Source organism: Mycobacterium sp. SMC-15, from assembly GCF_045310925.1.
GTDB lineage: Bacteria > Actinomycetota > Actinomycetes > Mycobacteriales > Mycobacteriaceae > Mycobacterium.
This window is the reverse complement of record NZ_JBJIAJ010000001.1, coordinates 353598-375657: the sequence shown is the minus strand read 5'-3', so window position 1 is coordinate 375657 and position 22060 is coordinate 353598. Positions and strand designations below refer to the sequence as shown.

Genomic DNA, 22060 nt, shown 5'->3' with positions numbered 1-22060 from the left:
GCGTGGGCTGAACCATCGGCCGGTCGCGATCGTGGTGCATTTTATGAGGATCTACACGCTGATACTGGCCGCCGTTGCCGCACTGGTCGTCGGGCTGGCCGGCCCACCGGCCGCCACGGCCGCAGATGATCGATTGCAGTTCACCACCACCACCATCGACGGGACCCCGTTCAACGGCGCCAGCCTGCAGGGCAAACCCGCGGTGCTGTGGTTCTGGAGGCCCAGTTGTCCGTTCTGCAACGCCGAGGCGCCGTCGGTGAGCCAGGTAGCGGCCGCCAACCCGCGGGTGGTCTTCATCGGTGTGGCGGGGCGCTCCGATGTGGCGTCGATGCAGGACTTTGCGGCCAAGTACCACCTGAACTTCACCAACCTCAACGACGCCGACGGCTCGATCTGGGCGCGATTCGGGGTGCCGTGGCAGCCCGCCTACGTATTCGAGCGCTCCGATGGCACCTCGACATTCGTGAACAACCCGACTTCGGCGATGTCACAACAGGAGTTGTCCGACCGGGTCGCGGCGCTGACGTAGGTGAACCAGAACCTGCCGGGACTGGCCTTCGCCGCCGGCCTGGTGGCGGCCCTGAATCCGTGTGGGTTCGCGCTGCTACCCGCCTACCTGGCGTTGGTGGTGCGCGGTGAACGGGCCGGCGGGGCGGGCGCGGTGGGCCGGGCGTTGGCGGCCACCGCCGCGATGACCCTGGGCTTTCTGGCGGTGTTCGGCGCCTTTGGGCTGCTCACCGTCACGGTGGCCACCAGGGTGGAGCGCTACTTGCCCTACGCCACAGTGGTGATCGGCATCGTGCTGGTCGTGCTCGGCGGTTGGCTGCTGGCGGGCCGCCGGCTGGCGGTCGGCTCCTTCGGTGGGCGATGGGCGCCCACCGCCCGGATCGGGTCGATGCTCGGCTACGGGGTGGGTTACGCCTGCGCCTCGCTGGGCTGCACGATCGGTCCGTTTCTGGCGGTCACCGGGGCGGCACTGCGCGGTGGCCACGACGCGGTGCTGGCCTATCTGGCGTATGCGGCGGGGTTCGGGCTGCTGGTCGGGGTATTGGCGATCGCGGTGGCGCTGGCTCGCTCCGCACTGATCGATCGGATACGCCGAATCACGCGCTACGCCAGCCGGATCAGCGGCGCGCTGCTGGTGGCCGTTGGACTCTACGTCGGCTACTACGGCTACCACGAACTTCGCCTGTTCGAGAGCGACGCCAGCGCAAGCGATCCGGTGCTGGCCGCGGCCGGACGGTTACAGGGCACGCTCGCCGGGTGGGTGCACCAGCACGGGGCCTGGCCGTGGCTGGTGGTGTTGGCTGTCTTCCTGCTGGGAGCGGCGCTGCGTGCTCGACGCCCCGGTCGTTGACACCACGCCTACTGCGCACCCTCGTAGGCTGGAATTTGTGAAAGCCGTCAGCTGCACTAACAGCGAACTCGAAGTCGTCGACCTGCCCACTCCGATTCCAGCCAGAGGCCAGCTGCTCATCGACGTGCTGCGGTGCGGCATCTGTGGATCGGATCTGCACGCTCGCCAGCACTGCGACGAGGTCGCCGATGTCATGGCCTTGACCGGATACGACGGCTTCATGCGTTCGGATCAGCGGGTGGTGCTCGGGCACGAAGTCTGCGGCGAAGTACTCGATCACGGTCCCCGCACCCGCAAGGCGCCGCGCCCCGGCACCCGGGTGGTCGCACTGCCGCTGTTGCGGCGCGGCGATGCTGTCCATGCGGTGGGGCTGTCGGAATCGGCGCCGGGAGGCTACGCCGAGCAGATGCTCGTCGAGCAGTCGCTGACTCTGCCCGTTCCCAACGGGCTGTCGGCGGAGGCGGCCGCGCTCACCGAGCCGATGGCGGTCGCCTGGCATGCCGTGCGGCGCGGCGAGGTACGCAAACGCGACGTGGCGATCGTGATCGGCTGTGGACCGATCGGCCTGGCGGTGGTGTGCATGCTCAAAGCGCGCGGCGTGCGCACGGTGATCGCCAGCGACTTCTCACCCGGCCGCCGCGCGTTGGCCACGCGGTGCGGCGCCGACATCGTTGTCGACCCGGCACAGGACTCGCCGTATGCCGCGGCGGCCGGTCACGGTCACCTGGAGAAGGCGCCGGATGCGCTGGGCCTGGCGGTGGGCACGGTCGAAAAGCTCTACAAGGCACGGCTGCCCTGGTGGCATGTCTGGCGGGCCGCCGAAGCCGTCGGCGCCGCCACGCCCAACCGTCCGGTGATCTTCGAGTGCGTAGGGGTGCCCGGCGTCATCGACGGCGTCATCGCCGGCGCTCCACTGTTCTCCCGGGTGGTGGTGGTCGGGGTCTGCATGGGAACCGACGCCATCCGGCCTGCGATCGCGATCAACAAGGAAACCGACCTTCGGTTCGTATTGGGCTACACACCAATGGAATTCCGCGACACCCTGCACATGATCGCCGAGGGCAAGGTTGACGTTTCGCCGCTGATCACCGGCACGGTCGGACTGGGCGGGGTGGCGGACGCGTTCGGCGTGCTGGGCGACCCGGCTCTGCACGCCAAGATCCTGATCGATCCCAAGAGCCCGGTGCAGGAGGTCGACGCGTGACGGCGAGCATCAAGCGCATCGCGATCAGCACTGGTGGCGGTGACGCACCCGGCCTCAACGCGGTCATCTACGCCGCCACCCTGGCCGGCCGAAGCCGGGGCTGGGATGTGGTCGGGATCCGCGACGGCTACAACGGGCTGCTGTTGGGTGAGGACTACCCTGACGGCGGGCTGATCGAGCTGACCCGTGACCGGGTGCGCGGCATCATCCACCAGGGCGGCACCATCCTGGGCAGCACCAATCGCGGCAACCCGATCGCCTACCCGGTGCAGCAGCCTGATGGCAGCTGGAGCGAACAGGACCGTACCGACGAGGTGCTGCAGCGCATCGCGCAGCACGAGATCGATGCGTTGATCACCATCGGCGGCGACGGCTCCCTGGCGATCGGCAACCACCTGCATGAGGCCGGGCTGCGGCTGGTCGGGGTACCCAAGACCATCGACAACGATCTGGAGTGCACCGCGGCGACGTTCGGATTCGACAGCGCGGTCGACTTCGCCTCGGAGTGCATCGATCGGCTGTTTCCCACCGCGACCTCGCACAGCCGCATCATCGTGGTGGAGGTGATGGGCCGCTACGCCGGCTGGATCGCGCTGCACGCCGGGCTGGCGTCCGGGGTGCATGCCATCTTGCTCCCGGAGATCCCGTATCGGCTCGAGCCGGTGGCCGAGCTGATCAACGAACGCGCACAACGTGGTTCGACGTACTCCATTGTCTGTGTCGCCGAAGGCGCCAAACCGGTGGATGGCGAACTCACCGTGGCGGGCAAGGCGGTGGGCCAGGCCGAACGCCTGGGCGGCGTGGGCGCCAAAGTTGCCGCCGAACTCGAGGCGCTCACCGGGCGCGAGTCTCGCGCCGTCGTACTCGGGCACCTGTTGCGTGGCGGCTCGCCGTCGTCGGTGGACCGGTTGCTGGGGCTGCGGTTCGGCGCCGCCGCGGTGCGGGCCCTCGACGAAGGCCACAGCGGGGTGATGGTGGCGCTCAACCCACCGACGGTGGATTACGTGCCTTTGGCTGACGCCACCCGCCGACAGAAAACCGTGCCGCTGGACTGTGACTCGATCCAGACCGCCCGAGACCTGGGTATCAGGTTCGGCGACGAGGGCCTGCGTCATGACTGAGGCACCGCACCGTCGCGGCGACTATGGCATCGACGGGTCGTTTCACCGGGTCTCGCTCGGCGGGCAGCTCGCCGCCCTGGCGATCGGGTGCGCTGCGCTGGCGATCTACGGCGGCTTCGCCCTGGCTCGCGGTCCACAGTGGGCCGGGGCGGTGGCATTGGTCCTCGACGCCGGCATCCTGGCTCAGGTCGGGCTGTTCTGGCACGCGACGCGGTCCGGCAAGTTCGCGGTGTGGGACGACGTCCTCGACGGGTTGCGGCTGCGGGGCGACGAAACGGTGCTGGACATGGGATGTGGGCGAGGTGCGGTGTTGTGCGCCGCAGCCAAACGGCTGCCCGACGGGCGGGCGATCGGAGTCGACCTGTGGCAGGCCGACCAGACCGACAACTCGGCTGATGCCACCCTGGCCAACGCCGCACTGGAAGGCGTCGCCGACCGGATCGAGGTGCGCACCGGCGACATGACCGCGCTGCCGCTTCCCGACGCCAGCGTCGACGTGGTGGTGTCCAACCTGGCGATCCACAACATCGGGTCCCGCGAGGGCCGCCGGCGTGCGCTGGCCGAGGCGGCCCGGGTGCTGCGGCCCGGCGGCCGGTTGGCCATCGCCGACCTGTGGGAGATCCGCCACCACGCAGCCCAACTGCGTGAAATCGGTTGGCGTGACGTGACGTGGCGCAACCTGGGCTGGCGAATGTGGTACGGCGGGCCCTGGGCGTCGACCCGGCTGGTCACCGCAACGAAGCCGGGCTGAGCGCTGGGCGCCGCCGAGTGTGAAATCCACGACGTGACACGCCGACGATGCGTCGTGATATTCACAGTGGGGCGGGCTCAGTACGCGACGGTAAACCCGTGCCGCAGCACCAGATCCGCCGTCACATCCGGGCGTTCCGCGAGAGGCCAGGACTCGACGTCGAACGGTGCGGTGGCGAAGAACGCGTAGTTGACGGAGGTCTCCGGGGTGGTGCGCGAGCGGTAGACGATCGCGTCCGGGCACTCGTCGGGCTCGGGCCACCAGCGCCGAACGGCGTCCGCGAGCTGTTGGCAGCTGGCCCACACGGAGTCGTGCTGGCCGGTGCTGATCTGGTCGTCGACGCCGAGCGCATCCAGGTTGCGGTCGGTGCGCAGGTCGAGCACCCGCAGGTGGCGGGCAGCGGACAGTCGCACCAAGTGGTGACGGGCGTGATCACCGGGGATCATCAGCCCGGTCAGTCGGTAGCGTTCTCGGAACGCGCCGACGAGATCGGTTGCCGCATAACGGGTGCGGAATGCGCCCGATGGCGGGTCGAAGCGATAGCGTGGTTGGTCGAACCCGTCCCAGGTCCACTGGTCGGGATGCTCGGCGTCCAGGCGCCACAGCTGTGTTCCAGAAGCGATCCGGCGACGGCGCAGACCACTGGGCCGGGCCTCGGGCAACGCGGCCCGATAACCGGCGGGAAGTTCAGGCACCGAGCGAGATGAGCAGTCGACGCGCGGCCGCCGCGGTCTCGCTGTGGCGCAGCGCCTCGGCGATCGAGACACCGCCCAACTCGTCATGAGTGAGCCGCATGATGCGGTCGGCAGCCAACGGGTCGGTGGTGAACCGGCCCAGCAGCTCCAGGATCTCGGGCAGCTCGGGGCGCAGCCGGGCGTCGTCGAATTGCCAGGCCGGGAACCAGGTCTGGTTGCCCACGGCCGCGCCGATGAGCTTGCCTCGGCTGCGCAACCGGTGCACCGCCTGCGGCGTGCCCAGTCGCAGCAGATCTTGGACCTTCGGGGTGGGCAGCGCGCCGGCGACGAAGTCATCGACGAGCGCAGCGCGACGCTGATCGTTCAGGGCGTGGGCGGCGATGCGCTCCAACGTGCCCTGCGGTGCCGTGGGCGCCTCTAGCAGCGCGTCGAGGACAAGGGCGAACCCGGCGTCGGTGCGGGCGCGTTCGGCGACCTGACGGGCGATCGGGGCGACGGCGATGGGCATGCGTTCGATACTACTCGCCGCCGCCTAGGATTGAAACAATCGAAACAATTATTCGGGAGTGGGCCCGGGGCGGCGTCTCAGCGCGCGCCAGCCCAATGCACCTGCCGCCAGCGCGACGAGCGCGCCCAGCAGCGGCCACACCCCCAGCGTGTCGACCCGATCGGCGAACCAGGACTGCACTGCGCCCGCCGCACCGATCACCGGATCATCGGTGTCCCCCTCGGCGAAGTACAACCGAATTTCGTAGTAACCGTAATAGCTGACGTACAACCCGGTCAGCAGCACGATCAACCCCGCGATCCGTCCCACATACGGCAACACCCGCCGCAACGCCGAGCTGGCAGCGGAGCCCGCCAATGCCACCGCCAGCGCCGCAACGCCCACGGTAATGCTCATGCCGGCCGCGTAGGCGACGAACGCCAGCACGCCGGACATCGTCGAGCCCTGTCGGAAGGTCGTGCTGATCACCGCCAGAAACGGCGCGATCGTGCACGACAGCGACGCCACGGCATAGCCGACGCCGTAGCCGTACATCGACCCCAGGCGCGCCGTGGGTGTTCCGCCCGCCGTGTTGGGCATTAGCACGGCGATGTCGCGGCCGGACACCAGCCAGGCGCCCATCGCCAGCAGTGCCACGCCGATCACCAAAGTGGCGAACGGCAGATACTTCTGCGCCGAAGCGATCAACGGTGAGACGGCCAGTCCGAAGATCCCGAACACCGTCAGGAATCCGGTCGCCATCACCACGGTCGCCACCGCTGCCCGGGCCAGCGCGACCGGGCGTGAGGTGTCCCGGCTGGCGGCGATCACCAGGCCCAGATAGCCGGGGAGAAACGCGAACCCGCAGGGGTTCAATGCCGCCACCAGCCCCGCTCCCAGGGCGAAACTGAGTGAGGCGGTGTCGATCACGAACCCGTCAGGGCCTGCAGTCGTCTGTTCAGCTCGGCCTCGGCCAGCGAGCCCGTCACCACTTCGACCCGTCCGTCGGAGTTGATGAAGGCGTACGCGGGTTGTCGGGTCACGCCGAACCGGGACCACACCACGGCGTCGGTGTCGGCCAACTCGGTGAACTCGTCGACGCCGTACTTGGCGGCGAATGCCCGCAACGCGTCCAGCCGGTCCTGTGCGCCCACGCCGACGAACGTCACCTTGGGGTGTGCAGCGGCCAGCCGGGCGACCATCGGTGCGTCTCGCTGGCAGAGCGGACACCAGGGCGCCCAGAACCACAACACGGCCGGCCTGCCGGCCAGGCTCGCGCCGGAAAACGGTCGGCCGTCGAGGGTTTGGGCAGCGAAATCGAGTTGGGCGTTCTCGGCCCGGGTTTGCGACCCGCAGCCGAAGATCAGTACGGCTATCGCCGCCACGGCCATGAGCAGTACGGCCGATCGGCGACGCCCCGGGGCCTTGTCATGCGGCATACCGGCGAGTATGCCATCGGATCCTGCGAGGCTAAGGTTCTGCCATGGCACGCGGAAGCCTGGAGCACACCGCCGACATCGCTGCGCCGCCGGACACCGTGGCGGCGTTTCTGGCCGATCTGGTGAACTACGAAGCCCTGCACCCGATGCTGGTCGACGTGCGGCAGATCCCGGGCGGCGCCGACGGAGTGACCCGGTACCTGGCGCCGCATCGCATGCGTCTGTACGGAATACCGATCCGGTTCACCTGCCGGGTGGAACTGCGTACTTGCGTACCCGGCGAGATCTGGACCCACACCCTGCAGCGGCCCGGTATCGAGATGTGGTCCACCATGACGGTTCGCCCGCATGCCGGCGGCACCAGGCTGCACGAGCACGTCGACATCAGCGCGCCACGGATGTTGATGAAGACCGTGCTGCGCGACGGCGGCAGCTCGCACGCTGCGATGTGGGACAACCTGCGTCGCTATTTCGAAGCGTGACCAAGCCGGGCATGCTGGAAGCCATGAACCGAAGCCAGATCACCGAGCAGATCATCGCCGCCCGCCTCGCCAAGGGGCTGACCTGGCAGGAGTTGGCCGACGCAATCGACAAGCCGGTCGTGTGGACCACCTCGGCACTGCTGGGCCAGCACCCCATTCCCACCGAGTTGGGCACGGTCCTGGCCGGCCTGCTCGGGCTGGACCCGGCGGTGGTGCCGGTGCTGGCCGCGGTACCGATGCGGGGCGGGCTCACCGCGCCTCCCACCGACCCGACCATCTACCGGCTCTACGAAGCGGTGGGCGTCTACGGCCCGGCGATCAAGGAGCTGATCCACGAGCAGTTCGGCGACGGCATCATGAGCGCCATCAACTTCAGCATGGACATCGAGCGCAAACCCCATCCGGGAGGCGACCGGGTGGTGATCACCTTCGACGGTAAATTCCTTCCCTACGAATGGAACTCAGCGGACTGAGTGCCGGTCGATGGCCACTCGTGGAGCGCGCGACACCCCGCCACTGACCGCCGACCTGGTGCTGTCCGGTGGGGGAGTGCGCTTCGTCGGGCTGGTCGGAGCGGTGGTCGCTCTGATGGACGCCGGCTACTCGGTGCAGCGCATCTCCGGGGTGTCCGGCGGCTCGGTGGTGGGCACGATTCTGGCCGCTGCTGCCCAGGGCGACCAGCTGACCGCGGCGCAGGTGAAGGATCTGGCCCTGTCGGTTCCGCTGCACACCTGGCGCGACGCGGCGCCCATCCCGCTGGTCGGGCCGGTGTGGGGGTTCCTGCGCGACAGTGCCCTCTACCGCGGCGATGTCGCGCACGATTGGATCCGCGGTGAGCTGGCGAATCTGGGGGTGAGCACCTGGGGAGATCTGGCCTACCAGGCCGACAACCTGATGCCCGAGCGACGCTACCGCGCCGTGGTCACCGTCACCGATGTCACGACCGGGCAGCTGGTGCGGCTGCCGTGGGACTACCGGCGGGTGTACGGGCTCGATCCCGACGAGCAGTCCGTCGCCGACGCGGTGCGCGCCTCGATGGCCGTCCCGTTCTTCTACCGTCCGGTGACGCTGACCAGCGCCGGCGGGCTGCGATCCACCCTGGTCGACGGTGGAGTGCTGTCGAACTTCCCGATCTACACCTTCGACCGGCTCGACGGCCGGGCGCCGCTATGGCCCACCTTCGGGGTCACGGTCGTCCCGGAGATGTCCGACGGCATCGGTGCCATGGTTCCGGTGTTGCGGCCGCTGCGGCTGTTCGGACAGTCACTACTGCTGGAGAACCTCATCAGCACCATGCTGGTCGGCCACGACCAGACCTACCTGAACCAGCCGTGGGTCAGTGTGCGCGCGATCAAGGTCAACTCCACCGATGTCAGCGTGCTGGACTTCGGCATCTCCCGTGCCCGGCTCGAGAAGCTCTACGACAACGGCTACACCGCGGCGAGCGAGTTCCTGTCGACCTGGGACTGGGCGGCCTACCTGCGGCGCTTCCGCGCGTCGCACTACCCAAGCAAGGGCTCAGCCGGAACCGACTGATGCCGGGGTATGTGCGGCGGTTCCAGCCTCGACGAACCTCCGGGTTCAGGTGCGGTGCTTACCCAACTCGGCGCTGGCGTCGCCCAGCCGCACGGTGATGTCGGTGTTGCCGGAAGCCTCCAGCTGCTCACGACCGCGCAACCGGTCCTGGATCTCGCGGGCCGCCCCGTTGATCCGCTCGATCTCGCCGCGGAACACGTCCGGGCGGGTCTCTTTGCTGGCGTAGTGGAAGTAGCTGAGCAGACTGCGCAGCAGCTCCAGCTTCTGCTTCTCCCGCTTGGCCAGGTCGTGCGTCGTCATCAACTCGACCCGCCGCACCGGGGGCAGGTCCTTCCAGTCGAGCGCCACCTTGTTCTCGTACCGCGGTTGTTTGCCGCGCCGCCCGAACCAGCCCTTCGGCTCGTCGGGGCTGTTGGCGTAGCTGACCGTCCCGGTGAACCGCGACTCGATGCCCTCACCGAGCTCGGCCCGATCGATCGCCGAGTCCCACACCGTGCGCCACTCCTGGTTGGGCGCCAGCACCGTCAGTTCCTCGGGCAGCTGCAGCGCGACCACGTCGGCGTAGCCGTCCGAGGCGGTTTCGTAGCGCGCCACGGTGGGGGGCTGGTCGAACGAAAACCGGATGTCATAGGCGGCGGTCTTGCCGAAATTGCGGACCACCAGCTCGATGACGTGCCAGTCGGCGGCGTGCGGCTCCATGAACATCGCCACGTGCGGGCGGGTCTGCTCGGCGGCCAGCCGGCGGTTGCGCTGCAGTTGACGGTTCAAATAGAACAGTGCCAGCACGGTGATACCGATGGCCAGCCATGCGGCCCAGGCCAGCCAGGCATCCGCGCCCGCGTGCGCGACGTCGTACAAGCGGTCCTCAACTGATCCCATCAGCTATCCCCTCATCCGCCCATCAGCATGCGCCACCGGTCCAGACTTGCGGCGCTGAATACGTAGTTGGATCGCTTGACTTCGGAAAGTGCCGCGCTCGGGTCCGCCGAATACCAGTGGCCGGGGAACACCGTCGGGTCGCCCGGTAGTGCGGCCAACTGCTGCAGGCTGCGGTACATCTCGTCGGAATCGCCGCCCGGGAAATCGGTTCGGCCGCAGCCCTCCAGGAACAAGGTGTCGCCGGCGACCAACCGACCGTCCAGCAGGAAACACTGGCTGCCCGGGGTGTGACCGGGCGTGTGCAGCAGCTCGATGTCGATGGCGCCGACGCTGACCCTGTCGCCGTGATCGTGCGCGGTCAGGTCCGTCATCGGAATCTCGGTCACCCGTGAAACCCACTGTGCCTCATGGGTATTCACGTGAACCGGAACGCTGACTCGCTCCAGTAGCTCGGCCAGCCCCTTGAGCTCGAAGCCCATCATCTTGCCGCCGACGTGATCGGGATGGTGATGGGTGACCAGCACGCCGGACAGTCGCATACCGTCGGCCTCGAGCGCGTCGAGCAGATCACCGGCGGCGTAGGCCGGGTCGACCACTACGGCGTCGCCGGTCTGCCGGTCGCCGATGAGGTAGGCGAAGTTGCGCATCTGGGCGGCCATCGGGTCGCCGGCCGCGAAATCGCGTCCAGAGAGCAGCTGGCGGAAATACAGCCGGTCGGATTCGGGCACGCCCTCCAGCCTAAAGCAGCGGCGATTGCAAGCGCGGCGAAGCCGGGCGCAGCAGATCGCCGCCGCTTACTCGCGATTAAGTCAGCAGGCTCTGGCCAGCCTCTGTCGTCGCGGTTTGGTGACCTCGTGGGCGAGGTTGTAACCTTCTACAGGCTTGCAGCGCCCAACGGGTCGCTGTAGGTGAAGGCCCCCTTAGCTCAGTCGGCAGAGCGTTTCCATGGTAAGGAAAAGGTCAACGGTTCGATTCCGTTAGGGGGCTCGGTGGACGCCAGTCGGTGCGCCGACTAGCGCCGATCGGGGCGGTGTAGCTCAGCTGGTTAGAGCGCACGACTCATAATCGTGAGGTCGGGAGATCGAGCCTCCCCACCGCTACTGCAAGCAATACGACATGTGAAGAAGGGCGACAGACGTGGCCTCCAGTACTGATGTGCGGCCGAAGATCACCTTGGCCTGTGAGGTGTGCAAGCACCGCAACTACATCACCAAGAAGAACCGCCGTAACGACCCCGACCGGCTGGAGCTGAAGAAATTCTGCCCCAACTGCGGCAAGCACGAGTCGCACCGCGAATCTCGCTAAGGTAGGCCGACCGTGTCGTTGGCCGACCGTCTCGCCGGGGCGCACTACCGCTATCCCGACCACTACGACGTGGAACGGGAGAAGATCCGCGAGTACACGCGCGCGGTCAAGGCGACGGACCCGGCAAGCCTGAACCTGCGGGCGGCAGCTGACCTCGGCTACGACGGGCTGGCTGCCCCTCTGACCTTCATCTCGGTGTTCGGTCACATGGCGATTTCGGGTTTCTTCGAACATTGCGGTGTCACCACCGACGACGCTCAGATCGTCCAGGTCGACCAGAAGATCGAGTATTACCGGGCGATCAAGGAAGGCGACCGACTTTACTGCGATGTGTCGGTGGAATCCGTTCGCCGTGCACATGGCACCGACATCATCGTGACCCAGCAGGTGGTCACCAACCACGCCGGTGAAATCGTGCAGAAGACATATACGACGTTGGCGGGCCGCGCCGGCGAGGGAGATAAGGGTTTCACCGATGGCGTTGCGTGAGTTCAGTTCGGTCAAGGTCGGCGATCAGCTGCCCGAGCGGGTCATTCCGCTGTCGCGGCAGGATCTGGTGAACTACGCCGGCGTGTCCGGCGACCTGAACCCGATCCACTGGGACGACGAGATCGCCCAGCAGGTCGGTCTGGACACCGCGATCGCCCACGGCATGCTGACCATGGGGCTCGGTGGCGGTTACGTCACGGGCTGGGTGGGTGACCCGGGCGCGGTGACCGAATACAACGTGCGCTTCACCTCCGTGGTGCCGGTGCCCAACGATGGCAAGGGCGCCGAGATCACCTTCACCGGCCGGGTGAAGTCTGTCGACTCCGAATCGAAGACGGTGACCATTGCGCTCACCGCCACCACCGGTGGCAAGAAGATCTTCGGGCGGGCGGTCGCTTCGGCCAAGCTGGCCTAGGGGCGCGCAGCGATGGCGATCAAAACTGATATCCGGGGCATGATCTGGCGCTACCCCGAGTCGTTCGTGGTGGGCCGCGAGAAGATCCGCGAGTTCGCTCGGTCCATCAAGGCTGAGGACCCCGCCTACCACGACGAGGCGGAGGCGGCCAAGCTGGGCTACGACTCGCTGGTGGCGCCGCCGACGTTCGTGGCGATTCTGGCGAAGCTGGTGCAGTCCGACTTCTTCCGCCACGTCGACACCGGCTACACCACCATGCAGATGGTGCAGGTGGACCAGGGCTTCAAATTCATCAAGCCGATCAAGGCCGGCGACACGCTTTACGCCCGGATGGAGATCGCCTCGGTAGTCGAGCGTTTCGGTGCTGACATCGTCACGACCCGCAACATCTTGACCAACCAGGATGGCGATGTGGTGCTCGAAGCGTTCACGACGATGATGGGTCACGACGGTGACGATTCGGTCAACCTTCGGTGGGATGCCGAATCCGGTCAGGTCGTCCGAACAGCCTGATTAGTAACTGGCCGTTGCGGCGAGGTACACTCGGACCTCGGGGTTTTCCGAGCATTAGCGCGCTTTCCGTGAGGCGAACGGGGGGCGCGCGAATTGTGTGAGCCGGCGACGGCGCACAGGTGAAGTTCCCGAACCCGCAGGTTGGTGCGCCAACCGCGAAGGGGCGTAGCTCAACTGGCAGAGCAGCGGTCTCCAAAACCGCAGGTTGCAGGTTCAAGTCCTGTCGCCCCTGCTGACGTGCCATGGTGGACACTGGACACCATGCGCGGTACGGCAACGAGGTAAGCGCGAACAACGAAGGAGCATGCGGTGACCGACGAGCTCGACCGTCCCGACGCCGCAGCCGACGGCGACAGCGATGCCGAATCCGGCCGCAGCAGTCGCACGGCCGTGGTGAGCAGGCAGGTCGGCGACCCGCTGCGACCTACCGGTAAGCGTTCGCGTCGTGGTGCAGGCGATGGTGGCGACGACGTGGAATCCACGGCTACCGAATTGGACGCCGACGACGCCGCGAAGGCCAAGAAGAAGAAGGCGAAGAAGAAGGCGGAAGGCCCCTCGCGCAACCCGTTCGTCTTCGTTCTGAACTTCCTCAAGCAGGTCGTCGGCGAACTTCGCAAGGTGATCTGGCCGAACCGCAAGCAGATGGTCACCTACACCGCGGTGGTGCTGGCCTTCCTGGTCTTCATGGTGGCGTTGGTCGCCGGGGCAGACTACGGATGGGCCCGGCTGGTGCTGCTGGTGTTCGGCGAGTGAAGTTATAGGAAGGACTGACAACCGTGACTACCTTCGACGGCGATACGCCTGCGGGCGAGCCGGTCGACGTGGCGGAGACCACCGAGGTTCCCGCTGAGGACTCCGCGGTGGAGGCCACCGAGTCCCCCGAGGCTGATGAGGCCACCGAGGCTCCCGAGTCTGAGGCCACCGAGGCCGCCGAGGCGGCCCAGGAGGAGTCGGCTGAGGAGCTCGACCCTGCGGTGGCGCTGAAAGCCGAGCTGCGCTCCAAGCCGGGCGACTGGTACGTCATCCACTCCTACGCCGGCTACGAGAACAAGGTGAAAGCCAACCTCGAAACCCGCGTGCAGAACCTCGACGTCGGCGACTACATCTTCCAGGTGGAGGTTCCCACCGAAGAGGTCACCGAGATCAAGAACGGCCAGCGCAAGCAGGTCAACCGCAAGGTGCTGCCGGGCTACATCCTGGTTCGGATGGACCTCACCGACGATTCCTGGTCGGCGGTGCGCAACACCCCCGGTGTGACCGGGTTCGTCGGCGCCACCTCGCGGCCGACCTCGCTCCCGCTGGACGACGTGGTCAAGTTCCTGCTGCCGCAGGGCGCGGCCAAGAAGCAAGCGCGGGGCGGAGCGGGTGCGGTGAGCACCGCCGCAAGCGAAGGCGGTCTGGAGCGGCCGATCATCGAGGTCGACTACGAGGTCGGCGAGTCGGTCACCGTCATGGACGGTCCGTTCGCCACGCTGCCCGCCTCGATCAGCGAGGTCAACGCCGAACAGCAGAAGCTCAAGGTGTTGGTGTCCATCTTCGGTCGTGAGACACCAGTGGAACTGGCCTTTAACCAGGTCTCGAAGATTTAGTACGTAGGAAAGGAAACACCCCCTCATGGCCCCGAAGAAGAAGGTCGCCGGGCTGATCAAGCTTCAGATCAAGGCTGGCGAGGCCAACCCCGCGCCGCCGGTCGGACCCGCGCTTGGTCAGCACGGCGTGAACATCATGGAGTTCTGCAAGGCGTACAACGCCGCGACGGAGAGCCAGCGCGGCAACGTCATCCCCGTGGAGATCACCGTCTACGAGGACCGCAGCTTCACTTTTGCGCTCAAGACCCCGCCCGCGGCGCGGCTGCTGCTCAAGGCCGCCGGTATCGCCAAGGGCTCGGCCGAACCGCACAAGACCAAGGTCGCCAAGGTGTCCTGGGACCAGGTGCGCGAGATCGCCGAGACCAAGAAGGCCGACCTCAACGCCAACGACATTGAGGCCGGCGCCAAGATCATCGCCGGTACCGCCCGTTCCATGGGCATCACCGTCGAGTAGTTAGCAGTACCCGTGGGAGGGCCAGCTTCGGCCCGACTTTCACCACGACCAACCATCTGAGATTGGATAAACCATGAGCAAGACCAGCAAGGCCTACCGCGCTGCCGCCGAGAAGGTGGACCGCGACAACCTCTACACCCCGCTGGCCGCCGCCAAGCTGGCCAAGGAGACGTCGTCGACCAAGCAGGACGCCACCGTCGAGGTGGCCATCCGCCTCGGTGTCGACCCGCGTAAGGCCGACCAGATGGTCCGCGGCACCGTCAACCTGCCGCACGGCACCGGTAAGACCGCCCGCGTGGCGGTGTTCGCGGTCGGCGAGAAGGCCGAGCAGGCCATCGCCGCCGGCGCCGACGTGGTCGGTAGCGACGACCTGATCGAGAAGATTCAGGGCGGGTTCCTCGACTTCGACGCCGCGATCGCCACCCCGGACCAGATGGCCAAGGTGGGCCGCATCGCCCGCGTGCTGGGCCCGCGTGGCCTGATGCCCAACCCCAAGACCGGCACCGTCACCCCGGATGTGGCCAAGGCCGTCGCCGACATCAAGGGCGGCAAGATCAACTTCCGTGTCGACAAGCAGGCCAACCTGCACTTCGTGATCGGCAAGGCGTCGTTCGAAGAGGCCAAGCTGGCGGAGAACTACGGCGCCGCCCTCGACGAGGTGCTGCGGCTCAAGCCGTCGTCGTCCAAGGGGCGCTACCTCAAGAAGGTCACCATCTCGACGACCACCGGCCCCGGCATTCCGGTGGACCCGGCCGTCACCCGCAACTTCGCGGCCGAATAAGACATACCGAAAAGCCCCCGCACGCTAGCGCGTGACGGGGGCTTTTCGCTGTGACGGTGGGGTCTAGTCAGCCTGCTTGGCGTAGCTGACCAGGCTGACGTCCAGCGCCTCGTCGGTGAAGTAGTACTCGCAGCCGCGCAGGTACTTCATGTAGCGCTCGTAGACCTCTTCGGACTGGATCGCGACAGCGTCGGCGTGGTGGGCCTCAAGTGCGTCGCCCCAGATCCTGAGCGTCTTGATGTAGTGCGGCCGCAACGAAAGCGCCTCGGGCACAGTGAAACCGGCCTTCTCGCCGTGCTCCACCATCATGTTGGTGGTGGGCAGCCGGCCGCCCGGGAAGATCTCGGTGAGGATGAATTTGATGAACCGCGCGGTCTCGAACGTCAGCTTCTTGCCGCGCGCGTTGAGTTCATAGGGGTGGAAGCTCACGCTGCTCTGGATCGTCATCCGGCCGTCAGCCGGCATGATGTCGTAGCTGTTCTTGAAGAAGTTGTCGTAGTTCTCGAAACCGAAGTGCTCGAACGCCTCGATCGAGACGATCCGGTCCACCGGCTCGTGGAACTGTTCCCAGCCCTGCAGCAGGACCCGCCGTGACCGGTCGGTGTCGATGGCGTCCAGCAGGCTCTGCGAGTAGGCGTGCTGGTTCTTCGACAGGGTCAGGCCGATGACGTTGACGTCGTACTTCTCGACGGCGCGCTTCATGGTCGCACCCCAGCCGCAACCGATGTCCAGCAGCGTCATCCCCGGGCGCAGGTCCAGCTTGTCCAGGTTCAGGTCGAGCTTGGCGATTTGGGCTTCTTCCAAGGTGGCGTCCGGCGGCTCGAAGTACGCACAGCTGTACATCCGAGTCGGGTCCTGGAACAGCGCGAAGAAGTCATCGGACAGGTCGTAGTGGGCCTGGATGTTCTCGAATTTCGGACGCATATCTGCAGTCCGGGTCGATTTGTCCACCATCTGTGACTGGTTGCCTTCCTGATGAAACCCGCTGTGAGCGGACGTGACAACCGCCTTGTTGTCCGTGCCGTTCAACTGTTGCAGCTTAGCGGGTCGGGGGTGAAACGGTTGACGAGACATGTAGCCAAGCCGGAACCCGCGGCAGGCCGTTCGCTGCTACTTCTGCAGCGTGTACTGGTGGACGCTGGTGTTGCCGTTGCGGAACAGCTCCACGCAGCCGTTGAGGTACTTGTCGAAACGGTCGTAGGCCTCCTGGCCCTGCACCTCGATCGCCCGCTCCTTGTTGGCCAGCAACATCGCCGCCCAGTCCTCAAGCGTGCGTGCGTAGTGCGGGCCGATCTCGTCGTCCCGCGTCACGGAGAAACCGGCGTCCGCGGCGTACTTGCGGGGCAGCCACGCCGACGGAAGCTGCCCGCCGGGGAAGATCTCCCTCATGATGAACAGGGTGAACTTGGCCAGCGACATCGTCATCGGAATGCCCTTGGCCTGCGCCTCGTCCTGCCCGCTGATCGCGGTGATGGTGTGCAGCAGCATCCGGCCGTCGTCGGGCAGCGCGTTGTAGGTGATGTCGAAGAAGGCCGGCCAGCGGTCGCGGCCGAAGTGCTCGAACGCGCCGATCGACACGATCCGGTCCACCTTGTCGGTGAACTCCTCCCAGCCCTGCAGTCGCACCTCGATGCTGCGGTTGGTGTCCACCTTGGACAGCTTCTCGATCGCGTACTCGCGCTGCTCGCCACTGAGGGTGAGTCCGATGACGTTGACGTCGTAGTTCTCCACCGCGTGCTGCATGCAGGCCCCCCAACCGCAGCCGATGTCGAGCAGCGTCATGCCGGGCTCCAGGCCCAGCTTGCCCAGGGCCAAGTCGAACTTTGCGATCTGTGCCTCGTCGCAGGTGGTGTCCTTGTCCGGGTAGAACCCGCAGGTGTAGCCCATCGTCGGACCCAGGAACAGCTCGTAGAACTCGTTGGAGATGTCGTAGATCGACTGCAGTTCTTCGTACTTCGGTTCCAATTTCGGCATGGCTCAGTTCGCTCGCGATCTTGTATAAATGAGGGGAGGGTGTGCACAGACTACCGTTGTCCGTCTGTTATGAGCACCTCGGTGTGGTTTAGGCCACCGCGGAGTCGCCGACAAGCTACTTAGCGGTAGCAAACGTCGTGGTCAGCTCGCTGATCACCGGATCCCACAATTCCTCAGGCAAATCGTGGCCCATGCCCTCGAACAGCACCAGCCGGGCGCGATCGATGGCGTCGGCAACCGCCCGTCCCCCCGACGGGCGCATCAGCTTGTCGGCCAGGCCGTGGATGACCACGGTCGGCGCGGTGATCAGCCGGTCATAGGCTGCCAGGCTGCCGCTGGCCAAGATGGCGCCGAACTGCCGGGCGATGCCCCATGGGTAGTAACTGCGTTCGTAGGCCTCGATGATGTTGGCCCGCAGCCGGTCTTCCGGTGTCGGGTAGCCGGGGCTGCCGATGATCCGGCTGGCCCGCACCGCGTTGTCGATGATCACGTCGCGGGGGGAGTCCGGTGACGGCCCGGTCAGCAGCGCCATCAGGGCCCGCGGTGCCGGCGGGGGCAGGAAGCGTCGGTTGTTGCTGGAGAAGATGACGGCCAAGGACCGGGTCCGGGCCGCGAACCGCGCCGCGAACACCTGCGCGATCATGCCGCCCATCGAGGCGCCGACCACGTGCGCCTGCTCGATGTCCAGGTGATCCAACAGGGCGGCTGCGTCGTCGGCCATGTCCTCAAGGGTGTAGACGGCCGGGCTGGGCTTGCCCAGCCAGAACCGCGCCATCCGGGGGACCAGCGCGCCGCGGGCATGACTGCGGCCCAGCTTGCTGGACAGGCCGACGTCGCGGTTGTCGTAGCGGATCACCCGCAAACCGTGCGCGACCAGCTTCTCGCAGAACCCGGTGCGCCACAGCAGCAACTGGGCGCCCAGGCCCATCACCAGCAGCACCGGCGGGTCCTCGGGGTTTCCCATGTCCTCGTAGTAGATGTCCAGATCCCCCGAGCGGGCGGTACCGCTGCGCATCTCCACCACGGTCATACTCCCGGGTTGTTGTCGTCGGTGTCTTTGTGCTCGCGGCTGACGTCGACCATGAAGTTGGCGAAATAGCCGGTCAGCTGCGGGTCGGACATCATCTGCCAGCGCGGAGCCAGCAGTTTCATGTAGCGCTCCACATAGAGGAATTGCTTGCCGATCAGGACCAGCTCGCGGGGCAGCTTGACGTCGTAGGCATCGGCCAGCGCCCCGAGCTGCTTGCCGATGTCGGCATAGGACATGTCGCCCAGCGACTTCATGGTCAGCGGGGTGGCGAATGCCTCCAGGTCCTTGGCGGCCTGGCCCTCGGGCTTGACGGTGCCCACCGCACCCATCAGCACCACGATCTTGCCGGCCGCGGCGTGATCCTTCTTGACCAGCAGTGCGTACACCAGCTCGCGCAACAGCCAACGGGTGCGCGGATCGATCCGGCCCATGATGCCGAAGTCCAGGAACACCACCCGGCCCTCGTCATCCACCAGCAGGTTGCCGGCGTGTAGGTCGCCGTGGAACAAGCCATGCCGCAGACCACCCTCGAAGGTGGAGAACAGCAGCGCCTTGACCAGCTCCACGCCGTCGAAGCCGGCCTTGCGGATGGCGGGGGCGTCATCGATGCGAATGCCCGACACCCGCTCCATCGTCAGCACCCGTTCGCTGGTGAAGTCCCAGTGCACGTCGGGCACCTTGATGTTGCGGCCCAGTGGGGAGGCATGCAGGTGCGACACCCAGGTCTGCATCGACTGGCCCTCGATGCGGAAGTCCAGCTCCTCGGCGAGGTTGTCGGCGAAGTCGGCGACCACGTCGCCGGCCGACAGTCGCCGGCCGAGTTTGGCCAGCTCGACAACCTGGGCGAAGCGTTTGAGGATCTGCAGGTCGGCCGCGACCCGTCGGCGGATGCCCGGCCGCTGGATCTTGACCACCACCTCCTCGCCGCTGTGCAGCGTGGCGAAATGCACCTGGGCGATGGAGGCCGATGCGATCGGGGTCTCGTCGAACTTCGCGAACAACTCCTGCGGTGCGGCGCCCAGTTCCTCGACGAACAGTTTGTGCACCGCGTCCGAGTCGGCCGGCGGGACGGAGTCGAGCAGTCCACGGAACTCCCGGGACAGCGGCTCGCCGAACGCGCCGGGGCTCGAGGCGATGATCTGGCCGAACTTGACGTAGGTGGGGCCCAGGTCGGCGAACGTCTGGGGCAGCTCGCGGATCACCTTCTGCTGGACCGGCCCCGGCCGGAGCAACCGGGTGAAAACCCGGGTGACGGCGCGGATGAGCTGCCAGCCCGTGGCACCGATGCGGGCCGCCTCAACCGGCAGCGGCACCCGATCCAGCTGGGCCACCTGTCGGGGTGGGGTCGAACTCATTGCTGCAGTCTGCCAAATCGGCGAAGGAAGTTCTCCGCCAGCGCACCGCCCTAGGCCGTGGCGCCCGGTCGCCAGGGGGTCAGCCATGCGGTCGGCTCCCAACCCTCGACCCCGGCGACCAGTTCGTACATGGTGGCGCCGTCGATGCTCTCCCGGATGATGTCGGCGTGCCCGGCATGGCGGGCGAGCTCGTTGATCAGGTGATGGAACACCCAGCGCACGGTCCACGCGTCGACGTCGGTGGGGAACCACGGTGCGTCGCGCGGTACCGGCACCGCGGCGTCGAGGTCGGTGCACTCCAACAGGCGTAGCGTTTCGGCGTTCTGGGTTGCGAACGCCTCCAGCGCCCCGGCCAGGGTTTCGTCCTGGCGCAGCACGTACTGGTCCTGATACTCGCGTTCCTTCTCCTCGCGCGGCCGGCTGTCCGCGGGCGGGGCGGCCGGTGCGGTGGCGACGCGGGACATCCAGGCGTGCTGCATCCCGGTGGCGTGCTTGATCAAAGCGCCGATCGACAGGGCGCTGGCCGTCGGGGTGGCGCGAGCCTGCTCGTCGGTCAGGCCGTAGGCCACCGCGAAGTAGGCGCCCTGGTGGTAGGTGACGAATTCGCGCAGCGCGTGGCGTTCATCGGTCACCGGTGGGGCAAGTCCGGGCATGGTTTCAGGCCTTTCGATCGGGTCGGTGCGCGTACAGATCGCGCAGGCATGCGATTTCGGCTCCGTGATGGATGGCTTCACGGTTGATGTGCAAGACCAGCTCCGCCATGGTGTGGTCGGCCCACGGCCCCTCCGCCGCTCCGATGGGCCGACCCAAGGCAACCTCCTCGAGGCCACGCACCCCGGCGATCCAGCCCGCATACGCGTCGTCGAGTTGGCGCAGCGCCGTGGCGGCGTCGCGTGCGTATGGCCAGCTCTGGTAGTCGGCCGGCGGCCCGCCGAAGTGGTGGTGGTTGCGCATGGCGAACACACCGACGATGACGTGCGCCATTCGCCAGGCGATGGTGGTGAACGGCGCCGGCTCAGGAGCCGGAAACGCGAAGTCGATACCGCCCGGGCGCACGGTCCAGCAGTCCGGCACTGGTTCCCACAGGTACTCGTCGTCGGTGAGGCCGTCCAGCCGTGGGCGCAGCAGGTTTTGCCAGTGCCAGTCGAGCTGGTTGGCCAGGTAGGTGGTCGGGTCCGGCATGCTTTGAGCGTTCCACGTAAATAGGACAGTTTCTGTCCTAAATCTTCGGCAGACTGGTGGGCGTGTCGGAGACGACGAGTCGGGTGCTGCGGCTACTCGGGCTGCTGGAGGCCCGCCGGGTCTGGACCGGGCAGGAGCTGGCCGAGCGGCTGGCGGTGACCACCCGCAGCGTGCGTCGTGACGTCGAGCGGCTGCGGGAGTTGGGTTATCCGGTGCAGGCCAGCAAGGGCCGTGGCGGCGGCTATCAGCTCGGCGCCGGGACCGCGCTGCCTCCGCTGTTGCTCGACCCCGACGAGGCGGTGGCGGTGGCGGTCTGCCTGCGGTTGGCCGCCGGGGGCAGCGTGTCCGGGGTGGCCGAGGCCGCACTGCGCGCGATGAGCAAGTTGCACCAGGTTATGCCGGCGAGGCTGCGCTCGCAGGTCGCCGCGGTGCGCCAGGCGACGGTGACGTTGACACCCGACGCCGGGGCGGAGTCGGTGGATCCCGACGTCCTGATGACGCTGGCCCGGGCCTGCCGCGACCACGAGCATGTCGCCGCCGGCTACACCGACCGCGCCGGGGCACGAACCCAGCGCCGACTCGAGCCCTATCAGCTGGTTACCACCGGCCGCCGCTGGTATCTGCTGGCCTACGACCGGGACCGCAACGACTGGCGCAGTCTGCGGCTGGACCGGATGGCCGCGGTGCAGGCGCTGGGCACGACGTTCGTACCGCGACCAGCACCGGATGCCGCCGGCTATGTGCAGCAGGCGATCACCGCCTCGCCCTATCGGCACGTCGCGAGGGTGCGCTACTACGCCGCCAAGGACATCGTTGCGCAGCATTTCTCGCCGACGGCGGTGACGATCGAGCCCGACGGTGACCACGCGTGCATCGTCACCGCGGGGGCCGACGATCCGGAGCGGATGGTGTTGTACTTCGCGATGGTGGGTGCTGCGTTCGAAATCCTGGAGCCGCCGGAGGTGATGGCAGCGGCGCGCACGGTGGCCGAAAGGCTCCACGCGGCGGCCGGGCATCCGTAG

At 67.1% G+C, this 22060-nt stretch carries 29 protein-coding genes and 3 tRNA genes; 20 read left to right on the top strand and 12 right to left on the bottom strand.

What is annotated here, in order from left to right; genetic code table 11:
* The first annotated feature begins 43 nt into the window (after positions 1–43).
* The 5 genes from ACJH71_RS01820 to ACJH71_RS01800 are packed head-to-tail and all read left to right on the top strand — an operon-like array spanning position 44 to position 4433.
* Positions 44–529, top strand: a complete 486-nt coding sequence (locus ACJH71_RS01820; protein WP_406756316.1) for a protein disulfide oxidoreductase — start codon at positions 44–46, stop codon at positions 527–529.
* On the top strand, positions 530–1357 hold the full coding sequence (locus ACJH71_RS01815) for a cytochrome c biogenesis CcdA family protein (RefSeq protein WP_406756315.1): 828 nt from the start codon (positions 530–532) through the stop codon (positions 1355–1357).
* A 37-nt stretch (positions 1358–1394) separates the two neighbouring features.
* Positions 1395–2561, top strand: a complete 1167-nt coding sequence (locus ACJH71_RS01810; RefSeq protein ID WP_406756314.1) for a zinc-binding dehydrogenase — start codon at positions 1395–1397, stop codon at positions 2559–2561.
* Entirely contained in the window at positions 2558–3682 is a 1125-nt protein-coding gene (locus ACJH71_RS01805) for a 6-phosphofructokinase (protein WP_406756313.1), read from the top strand. Before ACJH71_RS01810 ends, ACJH71_RS01805 begins: the two co-directional genes overlap by 4 nt.
* Positions 3675–4433 (top strand): class I SAM-dependent methyltransferase, encoded by a 759-nt coding sequence (locus tag ACJH71_RS01800; protein WP_406756312.1) that lies wholly within the window; start codon positions 3675–3677, stop codon positions 4431–4433. The genes ACJH71_RS01805 and ACJH71_RS01800 overlap by 8 nt, the downstream gene beginning before the upstream one ends.
* A 77-nt stretch (positions 4434–4510) precedes the next feature.
* Here ACJH71_RS01800 and ACJH71_RS01795 read toward each other — a convergent pair whose 3' ends face one another.
* The 4 genes from ACJH71_RS01795 to ACJH71_RS01780 are packed head-to-tail and all read right to left on the bottom strand — an operon-like array spanning position 4511 to position 7054.
* Positions 4511–5128, bottom strand: coding sequence for an RES family NAD+ phosphorylase (locus ACJH71_RS01795; protein ID WP_406756311.1), 618 nt, complete (start codon positions 5126–5128; stop codon positions 4511–4513).
* Positions 5121–5636, bottom strand: a complete 516-nt coding sequence (locus ACJH71_RS01790; RefSeq protein ID WP_406756310.1) for a hypothetical protein — start codon at positions 5634–5636, stop codon at positions 5121–5123. Before ACJH71_RS01790 ends, ACJH71_RS01795 begins: the two co-directional genes overlap by 8 nt.
* A gap of 48 nt (positions 5637–5684) precedes the next feature.
* Positions 5685–6545 (bottom strand): cytochrome c biogenesis CcdA family protein, encoded by an 861-nt coding sequence (locus ACJH71_RS01785; RefSeq protein WP_406756309.1) that lies wholly within the window; start codon positions 6543–6545, stop codon positions 5685–5687.
* Complete coding sequence (locus tag ACJH71_RS01780) at positions 6542–7054, bottom strand: redoxin family protein (protein ID WP_406756308.1); 513 nt, start codon at positions 7052–7054, stop codon at positions 6542–6544. Before ACJH71_RS01780 ends, ACJH71_RS01785 begins: the two co-directional genes overlap by 4 nt.
* A 44-nt stretch (positions 7055–7098) precedes the next feature.
* Between ACJH71_RS01780 and ACJH71_RS01775 the strand changes: the two genes are divergently transcribed.
* The 3 genes from ACJH71_RS01775 to ACJH71_RS01765 are packed head-to-tail and all read left to right on the top strand — an operon-like array spanning position 7099 to position 9072.
* Positions 7099–7536, top strand: a complete 438-nt coding sequence (locus ACJH71_RS01775) for an SRPBCC family protein (RefSeq protein ID WP_406756307.1) — start codon at positions 7099–7101, stop codon at positions 7534–7536.
* Positions 7537–7547: 11 nt separating this feature from the next.
* Positions 7548–8009, top strand: a complete 462-nt coding sequence (gene cynS / locus ACJH71_RS01770) for a cyanase (RefSeq protein WP_406756571.1) — start codon at positions 7548–7550, stop codon at positions 8007–8009.
* A gap of 10 nt (positions 8010–8019) precedes the next feature.
* Positions 8020–9072, top strand: a complete 1053-nt coding sequence (locus ACJH71_RS01765; protein ID WP_406756306.1) for a patatin-like phospholipase family protein — start codon at positions 8020–8022, stop codon at positions 9070–9072.
* A gap of 45 nt (positions 9073–9117) precedes the next feature.
* On the opposite strand, the gene ACJH71_RS01760 is transcribed toward ACJH71_RS01765, so the two are convergent.
* Together ACJH71_RS01760 and ACJH71_RS01755 are read right to left on the bottom strand one after the other, a co-directional pair.
* A complete protein-coding gene (locus tag ACJH71_RS01760; RefSeq protein WP_406756305.1) occupies positions 9118–9951 on the bottom strand; it encodes a hypothetical protein in 834 nt (277 codons plus the stop codon).
* Between the two features lie 11 nt (positions 9952–9962).
* Positions 9963–10679 (bottom strand): MBL fold metallo-hydrolase, encoded by a 717-nt coding sequence (locus ACJH71_RS01755; RefSeq protein WP_406756304.1) that lies wholly within the window; start codon positions 10677–10679, stop codon positions 9963–9965.
* 186 nt (positions 10680–10865) lie between these two features.
* Here ACJH71_RS01755 and ACJH71_RS01750 point away from each other — a divergent pair.
* The 11 genes from ACJH71_RS01750 to rplA all read left to right on the top strand — a co-directional run bounded on the left by ACJH71_RS01750 (position 10866) and on the right by rplA (position 15497).
* Positions 10866–10938 (top strand) — tRNA-Thr (locus tag ACJH71_RS01750).
* A 39-nt stretch (positions 10939–10977) separates the two neighbouring features.
* Positions 10978–11051, top strand: a tRNA-Met gene (locus tag ACJH71_RS01745).
* Positions 11052–11088: 37 nt separating this feature from the next.
* Complete coding sequence (rpmG, locus tag ACJH71_RS01740; RefSeq protein WP_024440978.1) at positions 11089–11256, top strand: 50S ribosomal protein L33; 168 nt, start codon at positions 11089–11091, stop codon at positions 11254–11256.
* A 12-nt stretch (positions 11257–11268) separates the two neighbouring features.
* Positions 11269–11745: a (3R)-hydroxyacyl-ACP dehydratase subunit HadA gene (gene hadA, locus ACJH71_RS01735; RefSeq protein WP_406756303.1), complete on the top strand. Its 477-nt coding sequence runs from the start codon at positions 11269–11271 to the stop codon at positions 11743–11745.
* Positions 11732–12160 (top strand): (3R)-hydroxyacyl-ACP dehydratase subunit HadB, encoded by a 429-nt coding sequence (gene hadB, locus ACJH71_RS01730; protein WP_406756302.1) that lies wholly within the window; start codon positions 11732–11734, stop codon positions 12158–12160. The genes hadA and hadB overlap by 14 nt, the downstream gene beginning before the upstream one ends.
* A 12-nt stretch (positions 12161–12172) precedes the next feature.
* Positions 12173–12673, top strand: a complete 501-nt coding sequence (hadC, locus tag ACJH71_RS01725; protein ID WP_406756301.1) for a (3R)-hydroxyacyl-ACP dehydratase subunit HadC — start codon at positions 12173–12175, stop codon at positions 12671–12673.
* A 159-nt stretch (positions 12674–12832) separates the two neighbouring features.
* A tRNA-Trp gene (locus ACJH71_RS01720) sits at positions 12833–12905 on the top strand.
* A gap of 77 nt (positions 12906–12982) precedes the next feature.
* Positions 12983–13426 (top strand): preprotein translocase subunit SecE, encoded by a 444-nt coding sequence (gene secE, locus ACJH71_RS01715; RefSeq protein ID WP_406756300.1) that lies wholly within the window; start codon positions 12983–12985, stop codon positions 13424–13426.
* Positions 13427–13449: 23 nt separating this feature from the next.
* A complete protein-coding gene (gene nusG, locus ACJH71_RS01710) occupies positions 13450–14262 on the top strand; it encodes a transcription termination/antitermination protein NusG (RefSeq protein ID WP_406756299.1) in 813 nt (270 codons plus the stop codon).
* Between the two features lie 25 nt (positions 14263–14287).
* Positions 14288–14716, top strand: a complete 429-nt coding sequence (gene rplK, locus ACJH71_RS01705; protein ID WP_406756298.1) for a 50S ribosomal protein L11 — start codon at positions 14288–14290, stop codon at positions 14714–14716.
* A 73-nt stretch (positions 14717–14789) separates the two neighbouring features.
* Complete coding sequence (gene rplA, locus ACJH71_RS01700) at positions 14790–15497, top strand: 50S ribosomal protein L1 (protein WP_406756297.1); 708 nt, start codon at positions 14790–14792, stop codon at positions 15495–15497.
* A gap of 63 nt (positions 15498–15560) precedes the next feature.
* On the opposite strand, the gene ACJH71_RS01695 is transcribed toward rplA, so the two are convergent.
* The 6 genes from ACJH71_RS01695 to ACJH71_RS01670 form a co-directional block, all read right to left on the bottom strand.
* Positions 15561–16451 (bottom strand): cyclopropane mycolic acid synthase family methyltransferase, encoded by an 891-nt coding sequence (locus tag ACJH71_RS01695; protein ID WP_406756296.1) that lies wholly within the window; start codon positions 16449–16451, stop codon positions 15561–15563.
* A gap of 156 nt (positions 16452–16607) precedes the next feature.
* Complete coding sequence (locus ACJH71_RS01690) at positions 16608–17471, bottom strand: cyclopropane mycolic acid synthase family methyltransferase (RefSeq protein ID WP_406756295.1); 864 nt, start codon at positions 17469–17471, stop codon at positions 16608–16610.
* 115 nt (positions 17472–17586) lie between these two features.
* Complete coding sequence (locus ACJH71_RS01685; RefSeq protein ID WP_406756570.1) at positions 17587–18492, bottom strand: alpha/beta fold hydrolase; 906 nt, start codon at positions 18490–18492, stop codon at positions 17587–17589.
* A gap of 5 nt (positions 18493–18497) precedes the next feature.
* Complete coding sequence (locus ACJH71_RS01680; RefSeq protein ID WP_406756294.1) at positions 18498–19856, bottom strand: ABC1 kinase family protein; 1359 nt, start codon at positions 19854–19856, stop codon at positions 18498–18500.
* 50 nt (positions 19857–19906) lie between these two features.
* Complete coding sequence (locus ACJH71_RS01675) at positions 19907–20509, bottom strand: DinB family protein (protein WP_406756293.1); 603 nt, start codon at positions 20507–20509, stop codon at positions 19907–19909.
* Positions 20510–20513: 4 nt separating this feature from the next.
* Positions 20514–21038 carry a DinB family protein gene (locus ACJH71_RS01670; RefSeq protein WP_406756292.1) on the bottom strand — a complete coding sequence of 175 codons (525 nt, stop codon included), beginning with the start codon at positions 21036–21038 and terminating at the stop codon, positions 20514–20516.
* Between the two features lie 62 nt (positions 21039–21100).
* On the opposite strand from ACJH71_RS01670, the gene ACJH71_RS01665 reads away from it, so the two are divergent.
* Positions 21101–22060 (top strand): helix-turn-helix transcriptional regulator, encoded by a 960-nt coding sequence (locus ACJH71_RS01665; protein ID WP_406756291.1) that lies wholly within the window; start codon positions 21101–21103, stop codon positions 22058–22060.

Bases quoted from the DNA above. Each gene is read 5' to 3' on its own strand.
- ACJH71_RS01820 (WP_406756316.1), top strand. From the start codon at position 44: ATGAGGATCTACACGCTGATACTGGCCGCCGTTGCCGCACTGGTCGTC.
- ACJH71_RS01800 (WP_406756312.1), top strand. From the start codon at position 3,675: ATGACTGAGGCACCGCACCGTCGCGGCGACTATGGCATCGACGGGTCG.
- ACJH71_RS01790 (WP_406756310.1), bottom strand. From the start codon at position 5,636: ATGCCCATCGCCGTCGCCCCGATCGCCCGTCAGGTCGCCGAACGCGCC.
- ACJH71_RS01780 (WP_406756308.1), bottom strand. From the start codon at position 7,054: ATGCCGCATGACAAGGCCCCGGGGCGTCGCCGATCGGCCGTACTGCTC.
- ACJH71_RS01775 (WP_406756307.1), top strand. From the start codon at position 7,099: ATGGCACGCGGAAGCCTGGAGCACACCGCCGACATCGCTGCGCCGCCG.
- cynS (WP_406756571.1), top strand. From the start codon at position 7,548: ATGCTGGAAGCCATGAACCGAAGCCAGATCACCGAGCAGATCATCGCC.
- ACJH71_RS01765 (WP_406756306.1), top strand. From the start codon at position 8,020: ATGGCCACTCGTGGAGCGCGCGACACCCCGCCACTGACCGCCGACCTG.
- ACJH71_RS01760 (WP_406756305.1), bottom strand. From the start codon at position 9,951: ATGGGATCAGTTGAGGACCGCTTGTACGACGTCGCGCACGCGGGCGCG.
- hadB (WP_406756302.1), top strand. From the start codon at position 11,732: ATGGCGTTGCGTGAGTTCAGTTCGGTCAAGGTCGGCGATCAGCTGCCC.
- hadC (WP_406756301.1), top strand. From the start codon at position 12,173: ATGGCGATCAAAACTGATATCCGGGGCATGATCTGGCGCTACCCCGAG.
- rplK (WP_406756298.1), top strand. From the start codon at position 14,288: ATGGCCCCGAAGAAGAAGGTCGCCGGGCTGATCAAGCTTCAGATCAAG.
- rplA (WP_406756297.1), top strand. From the start codon at position 14,790: ATGAGCAAGACCAGCAAGGCCTACCGCGCTGCCGCCGAGAAGGTGGAC.
- ACJH71_RS01695 (WP_406756296.1), bottom strand. From the start codon at position 16,451: ATGGTGGACAAATCGACCCGGACTGCAGATATGCGTCCGAAATTCGAG.
- ACJH71_RS01690 (WP_406756295.1), bottom strand. From the start codon at position 17,471: ATGCCGAAATTGGAACCGAAGTACGAAGAACTGCAGTCGATCTACGAC.
- ACJH71_RS01680 (WP_406756294.1), bottom strand. From the start codon at position 19,856: ATGAGTTCGACCCCACCCCGACAGGTGGCCCAGCTGGATCGGGTGCCG.
- ACJH71_RS01675 (WP_406756293.1), bottom strand. From the start codon at position 20,509: ATGCCCGGACTTGCCCCACCGGTGACCGATGAACGCCACGCGCTGCGC.
- ACJH71_RS01670 (WP_406756292.1), bottom strand. From the start codon at position 21,038: ATGCCGGACCCGACCACCTACCTGGCCAACCAGCTCGACTGGCACTGG.